At 64.4% G+C, this 12,613-nt stretch carries 13 protein-coding genes; 6 read left to right on the forward strand and 7 right to left on the reverse strand.

Annotated elements, in window-relative coordinates; genetic code table 11:
• Positions 1-30 precede the first annotated feature (30 nt).
• A complete protein-coding gene (locus Q0Y42_RS01925; protein WP_297799565.1) occupies positions 31-873 on the forward strand; it encodes a peptidylprolyl isomerase in 843 nt (280 codons plus the stop codon).
• On the opposite strand, the gene Q0Y42_RS01930 is transcribed toward Q0Y42_RS01925, so the two are convergent.
• Complete coding sequence (locus Q0Y42_RS01930) at positions 870-1,988, reverse strand: Ppx/GppA phosphatase family protein (RefSeq protein WP_297799568.1); 1,119 nt, start codon at positions 1,986-1,988, stop codon at positions 870-872. The two genes, Q0Y42_RS01925 and Q0Y42_RS01930, sit on opposite strands and share 4 nt — an antisense overlap.
• 168 nt (positions 1,989-2,156) lie before the next feature.
• On the opposite strand from Q0Y42_RS01930, the gene hspQ reads away from it, so the two are divergent.
• Complete coding sequence (hspQ, locus tag Q0Y42_RS01935; RefSeq protein WP_297799571.1) at positions 2,157-2,489, forward strand: heat shock protein HspQ; 333 nt, start codon at positions 2,157-2,159, stop codon at positions 2,487-2,489.
• Positions 2,490-2,492: 3 nt separating this feature from the next.
• Here the strand turns inward: hspQ and Q0Y42_RS01940 are convergent, their stop codons facing one another.
• Positions 2,493-3,917 (reverse strand): alkaline phosphatase PhoX, encoded by a 1,425-nt coding sequence (locus tag Q0Y42_RS01940; RefSeq protein WP_297799573.1) that lies wholly within the window; start codon positions 3,915-3,917, stop codon positions 2,493-2,495.
• A gap of 24 nt (positions 3,918-3,941) precedes the next feature.
• A complete protein-coding gene (locus Q0Y42_RS01945) occupies positions 3,942-5,204 on the reverse strand; it encodes an acyltransferase family protein (protein WP_297799575.1) in 1,263 nt (420 codons plus the stop codon).
• Positions 5,205-5,282: 78 nt separating this feature from the next.
• On the opposite strand from Q0Y42_RS01945, the gene Q0Y42_RS01950 reads away from it, so the two are divergent.
• A complete protein-coding gene (locus Q0Y42_RS01950) occupies positions 5,283-6,104 on the forward strand; it encodes a LytTR family DNA-binding domain-containing protein (RefSeq protein ID WP_297799577.1) in 822 nt (273 codons plus the stop codon).
• Here Q0Y42_RS01950 and astB read toward each other — a convergent pair.
• Genes astB through Q0Y42_RS01970 form a run of 4 tightly spaced genes read right to left on the reverse strand, consistent with a single transcriptional unit; the run spans position 6,101 to position 11,123 of the window.
• A complete protein-coding gene (gene astB / locus Q0Y42_RS01955; protein WP_297799579.1) occupies positions 6,101-7,435 on the reverse strand; it encodes an N-succinylarginine dihydrolase in 1,335 nt (444 codons plus the stop codon). The genes Q0Y42_RS01950 and astB overlap by 4 nt on opposite strands.
• The gene (gene astD / locus Q0Y42_RS01960; protein ID WP_297799743.1) at positions 7,435-8,850 is read right to left on the reverse strand and encodes a succinylglutamate-semialdehyde dehydrogenase; all 1,416 of its coding nucleotides are present in this window, start codon (positions 8,848-8,850) and stop codon (positions 7,435-7,437) included. Before astD ends, astB begins: the two co-directional genes overlap by 1 nt.
• 11 nt (positions 8,851-8,861) lie before the next feature.
• Positions 8,862-9,869, reverse strand: coding sequence for an arginine N-succinyltransferase (locus Q0Y42_RS01965; protein ID WP_297799582.1), 1,008 nt, complete (start codon positions 9,867-9,869; stop codon positions 8,862-8,864).
• Between the two features lie 3 nt (positions 9,870-9,872).
• A complete protein-coding gene (locus Q0Y42_RS01970; RefSeq protein ID WP_297799584.1) occupies positions 9,873-11,123 on the reverse strand; it encodes a hydrolase in 1,251 nt (416 codons plus the stop codon).
• Positions 11,124-11,238: 115 nt separating this feature from the next.
• Between Q0Y42_RS01970 and Q0Y42_RS01975 the strand changes: the two genes are divergently transcribed.
• The 3 genes from Q0Y42_RS01975 to Q0Y42_RS01985 are packed head-to-tail and all read left to right on the forward strand — an operon-like array spanning position 11,239 to position 12,604.
• Entirely contained in the window at positions 11,239-11,673 is a 435-nt protein-coding gene (locus Q0Y42_RS01975; protein ID WP_297799586.1) for a hypothetical protein, read from the forward strand.
• A gap of 53 nt (positions 11,674-11,726) precedes the next feature.
• On the forward strand, positions 11,727-12,266 hold the full coding sequence (locus Q0Y42_RS01980) for a hypothetical protein (RefSeq protein WP_297799588.1): 540 nt from the start codon (positions 11,727-11,729) through the stop codon (positions 12,264-12,266).
• Positions 12,263-12,604, forward strand: coding sequence for an arsenate reductase family protein (locus Q0Y42_RS01985; protein ID WP_297799590.1), 342 nt, complete (start codon positions 12,263-12,265; stop codon positions 12,602-12,604). The genes Q0Y42_RS01980 and Q0Y42_RS01985 overlap by 4 nt, the downstream gene beginning before the upstream one ends.
• The last annotated feature ends 9 nt before the right edge of the window (positions 12,605-12,613 follow it).

Consider the following 12,613-nt stretch of genomic DNA (forward strand, 5'->3'; position numbering starts at 1 on the left):
TCAAGCAACGGCGGGGAGGCCGGACGCAGGATGAAAAAGCAAATCGCTCTGGCCCTGGCCGGACTTTTCCTCTCAAGCGCTCCGGCCATTGCCGCAGATGAGTTTCAGGCCATTGCCCCTGAAAACCTGCTGGTTATCGAAACCACCAAGGGCGACATCTATGTCGAGATGACGCCCGATGTCGCGCCCCTGCATGTCGAACGCATCAGGGCGCTGGCGTCGGCGGGCTTTTATGACGGTGTGGTCTGGCACCGTGTTATCGACGGCTTCATGGCCCAGACCGGTGATCCCACAGGGACGGGCGAGGGCGGCAGCGCGCTGGGCAACGTCAAGGCCGAGCTGACTTTCCGCCGTTCTGCAGAGACGCCCTTTGTGCCGGTGGCCGCGCCGTCCGGCTTCCCTCTGGGCTTCCACCACAGCCTTCCTGTCATGAGCCAGCCTGACCGCTTCTTCCAGCGTTCGGGTGATGGCAAGGCGACCGGCTGGGGCGTCTATTGCCCCGGAGTGGCGGGCATGGCCCGCGACGAGGCCGAAGACAGCGCTGACAGCCAGTTCTTCCTGATGCGGGCCTATTATCCAACGCTGGAGCGCCGCTACTCGATCTGGGGGCGTGTCGTCGTCGGGCAGGACGTGGTGGACAGCTTGAACGCGGGCGATCTGCCCAGTGGCATGGTGGAAAGTCCTGACCGAATGACGCGGGTGCGGATCGCTGCCGACATTCCGGTTCGCGAACGGCCTGTCGTGCGCCGGATTGATCCGGCCAGCGCGCGCTTTGCGGCCCACGTCGCCGACGTGCGGGCCGCCAAGGGGGCTGATTTTTCGGTGTGTGACATCACCATCGAGGCCCAGCTCCTCGATCCGATGGCGCGCTAGGTCGCGGGCGTCGGCTTTGCGCCGTGACGCGAGCGTTTGCGGCGACGACGGCGTTTCTTCTTTGGCGCGCTGGGCGAGTTCATCATCGTCAGCAACAGGCCCTCGCGCAGGCCACGGTCGGCGACGCGCACCCGCTCGCACGGCCATGCACGCTGGACGGCTTCAAGGATCGCCGCACCTGCCAGCACCAGATCGGCGCGGTCTGGGCCAATACAGCTTTCCGCCGCACGGCCTTCCGGCCCCAGATTGATAAGGCGCTGGGCGGCGGCCTCGCAGTCGGCGCGGGTCATCCATAGCCCGTCCACCAGATCGCGCTGATAGCGGCGCAGGCCCAGATGGATACCCGCCAGACTGGTGATCGCGCCCGAGGTCCCGACCATGTGGGCGCGACCTTGGGTGTAGAGCTGATGATATTCTGGATCTTGGGGGGCACCCTTGGCGATGGCCTCGGTCACATCGGCGACCATGGCCTCGTACCATTCGGTCGGCGATCCAGGGGGCTCGGGGTGGCGCTCGGCCAAGGTCACCACGCCCAGCGGTGCGGATGTCCACGCAACAGTGTCCAGGCCCTGTTCGGTGCGCCGCATCCACGACAGTTCGGTTGAGCCACCGCCCACGTCGATGACCAGAACGGCCTCGGCGTCCTGTTCGATCAGGTTCATGCAGCCCGCGACCGACAGTCGGGCTTCCTCGATCGGGTCGATGATCCGAAGTTTCAGGCCGGTGCCCTTTCGGACCCGCTCGACAAACTCAGCGCCGTTTTCGGCGGCGCGGCAGGCTTGGGTGGCGACGGCGGAGAGGTGGTCAACCTTCAAACCGCGACGGGCGATACGCTCGGCGCACTGGGCGAGGGCGTCATAGGCGCGATCCATCGCCTTTTCATCGAGGCGTCCCGTGCGTGACAGGCCCTCGCCAAGGCGGACGATGCGGCTGAAGGAATCGACCACGCGGAAGCCGTCGCGCGCAGGACGCGCGATGAGCAGGCGACAGTTATTGGTCCCCAAATCCAAAGCGCCGTAGAGAGGCGCGTCTCGATTTGTATCGCTCTGCCGACGGGGGCGAGCGGGCTGGGACCGAGAGTCGCGCCGCTTGGGCGCGCCAGAGGTCTCCGGCATTGGGCCGACTATGGTTGTGGGCGGTCCGAAGCGGCGCCCGTCCCCGTAAACCTAGCCCGCTATGCGATACGAAGCCACCCCCATATCGTGCCGGTATGATTAATGAAACGTGGATATTTATGTTACAAATAGTCACTTATGATGACAGGATTTTCGGCAACCTTAGGCATGACCGAGCGTATTCTGGTCATGACATACGCTCGCACAGCAAAATTCGGTTTGGGTCAGAAAGTCCGCCACGTTCATGATGCCTTCTTCGGCTTGGTCGTGGATGTGGATGCGAGCTACTATGGCCCAATCGAGGATATCGACGGCGTTGATCCGTCACAGCCTTTTTACTCGATCATGATCGAGCAAGGCGGGCGCACGGCCATTGCCTATACGGCTGAAGAAGCCCTGATCGGTGAAAGCGGCGACCATCTCAGCCGTCAGGAACAACTGCGTCTGTTCAATGTGGATGCGGACGGCCACCACGCGCCGCGCGTCCACGCCCTGCAATAGGGCCTAGACCCTGAAACTGTCCCACGGGCCGGTGATCGCCAGTGTGGTGCCCGGTGCGTACAGGTTCACGAACATGGTCTGGCCGTCCGGCGAGAAGCAGACGCCTGCCAGTTCGTTGTTCGCCTCGTCGTCATCGTGCGGCTGGGGATTGCGGGCGAGGGTATAGATGCGCCCGTTCGGCATGATGCCACGGATGTGGTTGGTGCCCTTGGCGCGATCCTCGCAGCCGATGACGTGACCGTTGGGGGCGATGGTGATGTTGTCGACATACTCCATCACGGCCTGATCGGTCGTTTCGACAAACAGTTCCAGACGGGCAGGCGACGACGCTTCCTCCGCGCGTCCCTCGAACGGCGAGGGGACGTAGCGCATCACCTGACCCATGCGGCCCACACCGCCCGAAGTACAGGCGAAATAGAGATGGTCCTCGGCCCAGTGGATGCCTTCGCCGCGTGCGAACAGAGCCGCGCCCTTGGCATGGCCGCGTTTGTTCAGGTCACCGTTGGGGCTTTCGACCTCGTCCAGATCGACCCATTCGACCTCGAGCGTCTGGCCCTTCTGCCACAGCACGCTGTCCCAGTTGCGGGTGTCGGCGGATGGCTGGCCCTTGATGGCCAGCGCCTGGAGACGACCGCCCTTGTGCAGGTCCTGCTTTTCATTCGGCAAGAAGCGGTAGAAAAGGCCGTCGGCCACGTCCTCGGTCATATAGACGGCCCCCGAGCTGGGATCGACGCAGGCGGCTTCGTGTTTGAAACGCCCCATGGCCTTGATGGGCTTGGGCTCAACCATGCCGGTCGCGTTGGCGGGGACCTCAAACACCCAACCGTGTTCCTGCGGGATGCCGTCCTTGGGGCCTGCGATGCTCTCCTCGCACGTCAGCCACGAGCCCCACGGGGTCTTGCCCCCCGCACAGTTAACCGCCGTGCCGCCGAGCGACAGGTGGGTGCGCTCGGTCTTTCCGGTCTTGAGGTTATAGACGATGGTGGTCGTGCCCCCGCCGATGGCGCGGACGCGGTCGCCGCCGTCCTCGGTGTAGACGCCGTAGACCTGCTCGCGCTTCAGGCCCTCGGCCAGACGGTGGTTGGCCCCCCATGCGCTGGCGTTCGGCTGGTGCAGTTTGGTTTCGTGGTTGCGGACCAGGATGACCCGATCCTCGTCCAGCGGGAAACAGGCCATGCCGTCGAAATTGTTCGGCGTCAGCAGGCCGTCGCTCATGGTCTCGCCCACCTGAGACACCACGCGATAGGAAAAGCCTTCGGGCAGGTCCATCAGCCCATAGGGATCTTTGACCAAGGGACCGTAGCCAAAGACCTCGCTGCGGCTGATGCCGTCAACGAAGCCGTTTTCGACGGCTTGGGCACGCTGGGCGTAACCTGCAAGGGCGATGGCAGTGGCGGAGGCCATAAAGGCGCGGCGGGACTGGATCATGGTTTCGTTCTTGCAGGTCAATGACTACGCGTTAGCGGCGGCGGTTTGACGGCGTTGCGACGTCGCCCGTTTGGATGGCGATACGCCCAGCAAGATGCCGAACACACCGATCCTCTTGGCAATCTCGTACGCCACCACACACCCCGCAACCGTCAGGCCCAGTACAATGCCCATTTCGGCGAACAGCGGAAGTTTCAATTTCTCAACATTAGCAGCGACCACGACCGTCACGGTCTGGTGGACGATGTAGAAGCTGAAGATACCGCCCCCCAGATATTTCATCAGGGGCGAGGTGCCGTGGACGTGTTTGGCGGCATAGCCGAGCACGGCGGCGATAAAGGCCCACTGATCGATCGCATAGACCACACGCAGGACGTTCCGCAGGCCAAGCGTCGGTGCCGCGCCATCCGGATAGATCACGAGATAGCCGATGTAGGCGGCATAACTGCCTAGAGCGAGCGCCAGCGACAGGTGGCGGTATTTCACAAACTGCGCGGTCAGTTTCGGTGCCGCGACCATCAGGAAACCGAAGGCAAAGGCCGGCAGGCTGAGGGCGTGGGTATAGAGGTCCGTGATGACGTCATGCGTGACGGGAAAGCGCGGATAAAGCCCGATGCGGATCGCGACCAGATAGGCGACGGGCAACAGGAACAGCCACGGGCCTTTCAGCACGGCTCCCAGCTTGGCGGCCCAACCGCCGAACCTGCGCTCGGCAACGCCCGCCACCATCGCGGCCAGCAGGCCATAGAGCAGGACGTAGGCCAGAAACCACAGGTGGTTCCACGTGGGCGTGATGATGCAGCCGTCGGCATTGCACCACTGTCCGCTGGCGGTGACATAGCGGGTCCAGAAGCCCGATACCGCAGCTTCCGGCGACAGGCCCGACAGCAGGGTTCCGTTACGCGCCATTTCCAGCACTTGGTAATAGGTCTGGGGCGGCACGATCACCAGCATGCCGAACAGCAGCGGCAGGCCCAGACGCGACAGACGCGCCCCGCCCAGCCGCTCGGCCGCACCCGCGCCCTGACGCTTATAGGCTTCGTACAGCAGGCGCGTGGCCGAACCCGAAACGAGGAACAGAAGCGTCATCCGCCACGGATTGGTGAAGCGCATGACAGGCTCCAGCCATTCCTGCGGGCGGGCGCTGTTCACGTGCCAGTCCCACGGCACATAGAACATGCCGACGTGATAGAGGATGAGCAGGGCAAAAGCCCCGATGCGGATGGCATCCAGATCGTGCCGACGCCCGATCATTGTGCCTTGCGGTTGCGAGAGTGCTTGGGTCATGGCCGCTATTCGGCGTAACATTGCGTGCTGGAACAAGGTCGAGGGGGCCGGTGTGGCCAGCGGTGGGACGAAACGCGAATGGCTGTGACGAGTGGCACCTCGGGCGGGACGAACGGGGCCAACAGGGATGACCTGCTAAAAGGCGGAGGGCTGATCATCATCGGTGCGGCGCTGGTCTGCGCCATCAATGTCGTGACGACCCTGATGGACACACCCGACGCGGCCCGGTGGGAGCCGCTGCTCTGGGAGGTGTCGAGCCTTATCGGATTGGCCGCTGCGATCTGGATCCCCTGGCTGGCCGCCGCCAAGGCCCATCCCGATGAGTTATTGGCCGCCAGTTGGGCCACGCGTATGCATTTCGTGGCGGTGCATGTCGTCGGCCTCGTGGCCTATAGCGTGGTGCACGTTGGCGTATTCGTTGCCCTACGCGAGGCGACCTATGCGGCCATGGGCGCGGACTATGATTTCAGCGGCTTTTTGTCGGAGTTCCGCAAGGACCTGCTGTCCTATTTGCTGCACCTGTCGGTGTTCTGGACGGTCACCATGGTTCGCCAGAACCGCAAGGAAGAGGTGCGGCCCGTCAGTTTCGATATCCGCGATGGGGCGCGGATCATCCGTGTGCCACTGGCCGACATTCTGGCCGTGACGGCGGCGGGGAACTATGTCGAGTTCCTGCTGGCAGACGGGCGCAGGCCCCTGATGCGGGCGACCATGGCGGCGGTCGAGGCGCGGCTGGCGCCGGTCGGGTTCGTACGCAGCCACCGCTCGTGGCTGGTCAATCCCGATCATATGACGGGGCTGGAGCCTGCCGGATCGGGCGACTGGACCGTATCGCTGGGCGCGGTTGAGGCACCCGTGTCGCGTCGCTATCCGCAGGCGTTGGAGCGGCTGCGGGCTTAACGCTGGAATGGATAGAAGTCGTTGCCGAGGTGCAGGATGGACGTCAGTTCGTCCAGCGCGGCCAGGCTTTCCTCCAGCAGCGCCGGATCGGCCAGATCGGCAGGGCGCAACTCCTCGCGGTACCAGCGCAGCGCCCACATGGTCAGGCGGGCGTGCAGCTCATCCGTCATCCGCATGGCGGGGTTGGTGGCGGCCAGCTCTTCATCCGTCAGCACGACACGCAGGCGCAGGCAGGCGGGGCCGCCGCCGTTGGCCATGGACTGGCGCACATCCACATATTCCACGCGGCCGATCGGCCCGTTTGACGTGGCGATACGCTCTGCCACCGCATGGCTGCGCGGGTTATCGCGCGTCTCGGTGGGGCAGATCAGGGTCAGGCGGTCCTCGCCCGGTATCTGGATCAGCATGGAGTTGAACAGATAGCTGCTGATCGCATCGGCCAGCGGCAGGTCAGCGGCGGAAACCTCGACGAACTTCGGCTCGAACCCCTTGGCGGCGGCGCGGATGGCGGCCTTGGTGGCGTTTGTGTCCTCAAACGCCAGTTCGTGGAAGAAGAGGGTATCCAGCGCGCCCACGCACACCACGTCATTGTGGAAGGTGCCGCCCGCAATCGCTGCGCGCCCCTGACGGGCTAGTACGACGCCCGAGGCTCCGTGGCGGCGCATGATGGCCTCGCACGCCTCGCGGGTCTGGCGGGCGGGAAAGGGACCGTTCCACGCCTCGAACGCATCGCGGCCCCAGACGAAAAGGTTCACGCCCTCGCTGCCGTGGTCGGCGCACAGGCGGACATGGTTGGCCGCGCCCTCGTCGGCCAGATGGCTGACGGGCGACAGGGCCGGATGGAGGGCGAAATGGCCCTCGTCGGGGAAGAGTGCGTTCAGCGATCTCTGCGTCTGCTCGTGCTCCAGGCTGCGGTGCAGGTTGGTGACCAGATTGGCGGGCGTGAAATGCACGCGGCCATCTAGGCTGTCGGCACTGGGGGTCACGGTCGCGGCATTGGCCGCCCACATGGGCGAGGCCGAACAGGCGGCGGCGGCAAAGCTCGGCGCGTCCTTCCATGCCCGCTCCAGCACCTGCGCGTCTGTGCCCGCAAAGCCCAGAGAGCGCAGGAAGGGGATGTTCGGGCGTTCATGCGGGGGCAGCACAAACTGAGGCAGGCCGAGGTCGGCCAGCTTCTTCATCTTGTCCAACCCCTGCAGGACAGCAGCACGCGGAGACGAAGCCTTGGCCTTGTTCAGGCTGGACGCCAGATTGCCCGGCGACAGACCTGCGTAGGAGTGCGTCGGCCCGATCAGGCCATCGGCATTGGCTTCGACCGCGTGTGAACCCATTACATCAAGCCCTTGATTTCACCGGTGATGTTCTTGACGCCGTCGGCTTCGAAACTGGCGACAGGATAGGCGCAGTAGTCGGCGGCGTAATAGGCGCTGGGGCGGTGGTTGCCGCTGGCGCCGAGGCCGCCGAAGGGCATGTCGCCCGCCGCGCCGGTGGTCGGGCGGTTGAAGTTCACGACGCCCGCGCGGATGGTGGTGATGAAGCGGTCCCACAACTTGGCATCGTCACTGATCAGGCCCGCCGACAGGCCGTAGCGGGTGGCGTTGGCGGCCTCGAGGGCGGCATCAAAGCTGTCCACGCGGATGACCGACAGGAAGGGCGCGAAGATTTCCTCGTCCGGCACGTCAACGCCCGTCACATCGATGATGGCGGGTTTGACGAAGGCGTCAGACAGGCCCTCGATCGGGCCGGAGGCGCGGATGACCTTGGCTCCCAGATCGATCCGCTCCTGAAGATCGGACAGTGCCTTTTTCGCGGCGCGGGCGGAGATCAGCGGGCCGCCGTAAACCTCTTCATTGCCGTTCCATGCGCCATAACGCAGACGGTCCGACAGCGTGGCGACCGCCTCGACCACGGCATCGCCCTGCGGGCCGTTAGGCACGATCAGGCGGCGCGCGCACGAGCAGCGCTGGCCCGAGGTGATGAAGGCCGACTGAACCACATGAGTGGCCGCAGCCTCGGCATCGGCCACGTCCCAGACGACCAGCGGATTATTGCCGCCGAGTTCCAGCGCGAGGATCACGTGCGGATCATCGGCGAACTTCTTGCGGAAATGCGCGCCCGCTGCGCCCGAGCCGGTGAACATCAGGGCGTCGATCTTCTGGTCAAGCAGGGCCGCGCCGACGTCCTTGCCGCCTTGGACAATGTTGATCACGCCATCCGGTACGCCCGCGTCCAGCAGGCATTGCACCATCAGCTCGCCCGTCTTGGGGGCTTCTTCGGAGGGTTTGAACACGACGGTATCGCCCGCCAGCAGGGCCGGAACGATGTGACCGTTCGGCAGGTGGCCGGGGAAGTTGAACGGGCCAAGCACAGCCGCCACGCCATGCGGGCGGTGACGCAAGGTTGCGCGGCCAAAGGCGGTGTCGTTTGAACGCTCGCCCGTGCGCTCGTCATAGGCGCGTATGGAGATGTCCACCTTGCCCTGCATGGAGCCGACCTCGCCCTGCGTCTCCCACAGGGCCTTTCCGGTTTCGCGGCTGATGGTCTCGGCGATCTCGACGGCGCGTTCCTTCAGCTTGGCCTGATAGGCCTTGAGGATGGCGACGCGGTCCGTACGCGGGCGCAGCGCCCAGTCGGCCATGGCGGTCCGTGCCTTGGCGACGGCGGCGGCCACCTGTTCGGGCGTGCTTTCCGCGCCTTCCCAGACGACTTCGCCGGTGGTGGGATCGATGGACTGGAAGGTGGTCATATCGGGCAAACTCAGACTTTGACGCGGACGGTGTCGCCAGCCTTGACCTTGAGGGCGGTGGCTGCATCTGCGGTGATGGTGACGGTTTCGGGATGCAGGTCGGCCTTGACGCGCACGGCGCGGAACTTGGCCAGACTGTCGGTGGAAATCAGAGCGGGCAGGTCGGCCTGAATATCCTGGCCGATCTGGACCTTCAGCGGGCGGGCATCGCGCACGGTACGGATGTTGTCGCGGCCGCAAGCGACGGTGGGACCGGCATCGAAAATATCGACGAGGCCGTTGGGGCGGAAACCTTCGGACTCCAGCAGGGCCATGGCGGGCACGCCTTGGGGGTGGACCTTGCCGATCACCGCACGGGCGGGTTCCGGCAGCAGCTCGACATAGATGGGGTGGCGGGGGGCCAGATCGAGGATGAACTGTTTGTCGGTCGATCCGGTCATGCGGTCGGCGTCGTCAAAGTCCATCGGGAAGAATTTGTGCGCCACATGGTCCCAGAACGGACAGGCACCGTCGGGCGTGAACACGCCGCGCAGCTCGGCCAGAACGTTTTCGGCGAACATCTCGGGCTGGGTGCCGATCAGCATATAGCGCGACTGGGCCAGCAAGCGCCCTGCGCCCCCGCGACGGCGGTCGGCCTTGAGGAACAGCGAGCCGACCTCTGACCAGCCCGCGCATTCATTCACCAGCACCAGCGTCTGGTGGTTCATCTTCACGCCCAGCGACGGTGACTGGGTAATGTTGTTGACCAGACGGAAGGAGAAGAACGGGCGCTTCAGGCCCACGGTCGCTTTCACACCGCCGATGCCGTCCACATCGCCCGTGTCGCCGTCTTCCAGCATCAGGGTGTACCACGCGTCTTCCCACGGCAGTTCGCCGTTGAACGACTTCTTGCTGGTCTCAAGACGCTCGGCCAGAACGTCGGCGTCCTCGGGCAGGCTGGTGAAGCCCGGCCCCGAGAGGATGGCCAGTTCCATCAGGTCGTCGAGGTCCGTCGGCATGGCGGGGCGAACGATAAGCATGGCTTACAAGGTCTCCAGACGAAGCTGTTTCAGCCGTTTCGCGTCGATATCCCCCGACGCGATCTTGCTGAAGATGAGGGCGGACAGGCGGGCACGCTCAAGGAAGCTGTCGGGCCAGGCGTATTCCAGATCCGAATGGATATCGCCGCCGATCACGCCCAGCGTGTCGATGTTGGGCAGGCCCGCGGCGTGAAGGTTGTTGCCTTCGCAGACACCGCCCGAGGGCTGCCAGCGGATGGACTGGCCCAGCAGCTCGCCCGCCGACTTCACTGCATTGAACAGGGCGGTCTGGCTGGCATCCATAGGCTTGGGCGCGCGGGTCATGCCGCCGTGAAGATGAAGCGAAATGCCCTCAAAGGGCGGCTCGGTCGTGATTTCACCGATGGCATCAACCACCCACGACGCCGACTGGGCATCGGGCACCCGCACGTTGAACCGCACCACGGCGTTGTCGGCTACGACGTTGAGCGGCGAGCCGCCGTCGATCTTGGAGACATTGACGGTGACGCCCTCGCGCTGGCCGTTCAGGGCGTGCAGGCGGGTGGTGATGATGGCGGCGGCGGCGATGGCGTTCGCCCCCTCGTGGAAGGCGCGGCCCGCATGGGCGGCCTTGCCCCGTACGATCAGGTGATAGTTGCCGCTGCCCTTTCGCTCGCCCGCCAGCGTCCCGTCGGGCAGGGAGGGTTCATAGGTCAGGCCGATATGCCCCTTGGCCCCCAGTTCGGCCAGCAGGGGAGCGGATCCGGGCGATCCGATCTCCTCATCCGGCGACAACAGGGCCGTCCAGCCCACATTGTCTTTGAGCGGATGGGCCTCGAACGCTTCGAGTGCGCCCAGCATCACGCTGATCCCACCCTTCATATCGGCGATGCCCGGACCGTTCAGCGCCCCGTCATCGCGGACGGTAACGTGCTGGAACGGGCTGGCGCTATCGAACACCGTATCATAGTGGCCGGTGGTGACGATCTGGATCGGGGCGTCGGGGCGGCAGGTGATCCGCAGGGCGGGCGCATAGTGGACGGTCTCGACCGTACCATCGGCGCCGACTGAGGAAGATGTCGCCGTCGCAACGCGCTCGATGGAGACGGGCAGGGGCGCGAATGCGGCTTCCAGCGCATCCAGAACCTTGAACAGCCCCTCGGTATTGCGACTGCCGGAGTTAATATTACTCCATGCGACGGCCCGATCGACCAACTCCCTTGCGCGTGGGCTCAAGGTTGCGAGGACGAGTTCGTCGTTATGATCGAGCTGCATCAGGCTAGCCTAGCCTGTTGGATAACAAAGGTGAAGGAGTGACGATTTATGGCGCATGGCGTCGCAATCATTGCTATCGGACGCCTGATTTTTTCAGAACTGGCCAGAGTTACGCATGAACCGTCGATTTTATGCCCCGTTCGCCCGCATCGATTCGTCCGAGCAGGCCCAAACCATGCGTGGCTATGCGGTGTGGGCCTTCATTTTGTGGTCAGGCGTCTCGGCCCTGAACGCTGTGGCGATCAGCAGCGGTGCCGTTGCGGGGGCGGACAGCGAGGTGGCCATGCTGAAGATGGTGCAGGCCATGTTTGCGCTGGGCATGGCGGCGCTGTGCCGGTTCAAACCCAATCCGGTTTGGTGCGGTATCGGCGTGGCGTGGATGTGTTTCGAACTGTCGTCCGCGCTGGTCGATCTGCTCGTTGGTGCTTCCGCACAGCGGACGGCCTATGGGACGGTTAGTGCGATTGTAATCCCGATCGTGCTACTTATGTGCGGTATCGCGCATGCGGGGGCATTGCGCGCGGCGAACTGGCTGATCCGCAAGGGCTGAGCCACAGCCGGATTTTTCATTGCCGAGACTGTCGGCAATGCGGGGGCAGGTGGGTGGACGATCAAATCAAGACAGGGCTGCGCCGCCTTCTGGCACCGCCACAATCCCTGCGCGACGCCGTCAGGATGGCGCGACTGGCCAGCTGGGTCGCGATCGTACGCGCGGGCTATGGCGCAGCGGCGTTTGCGATTTGGCGTCCGACCCAGGATGAAATCGTCGAACAGTTGAAAAACGTCCGTGGCCCCGTGACAGGCGGCGAGGCCGAGATCGACACCGTCATGTTCGAGAAGATCGCCAGCGTGTTCCATTGGATCAGCGGCTCGATCACCGCCATGGTCATCATCGTCTGCCTCGGCGCGGCCTATTGGCAGTGGCGGCGTCCCGGCCACCTGATCCCTGCCATCGGGCTGGGGCTGTCGGCGATGGCTGTGCTGCTGTCGATTGTGGTGCTGATGGATGGCGGGATGCGGGTGGCCTATGTCCAGCCGCAGAACATGATCATGTTGGCGCTTATGCCGGTGCTTGCAGTGATGCTGTTCGCAGCCTATCGCGGAGGCAAATATTGCTACGATCACAGGACACAACAGCCGTGACTGTCACCATCTATCACAACCCGAAATGCTCGACGTCCCGCAAGGCCGTGGAACTGCTTCAGGAAAAGGGCATCTCTGCGCAAGTCGTCGAATATCTGAAGGCCGGTTGGGACGCCCAGACGCTGGACCGTCTGGCAGCATCGACGGGCAAGGGTTACGCCGGAATGCTGCGTATGCGCGAGGACGAGGCCAAGGCACTGGTGGAGCGCGGCGCATCGGATGCGGAAATCCGTGACGCCATGATCGCCAATCCGGTGCTGGTCGAGCGCCCGATCGTCGAAAGCTCCAAGGGCGCGCGGATCGGCCGCCCGCTTGAGACGGTTCTGGAAATCCTCTGAACACTGCGC

Source organism: uncultured Brevundimonas sp. (assembly GCF_947305955.1).
Classification (GTDB): Bacteria; Pseudomonadota; Alphaproteobacteria; order Caulobacterales; family Caulobacteraceae; genus Brevundimonas.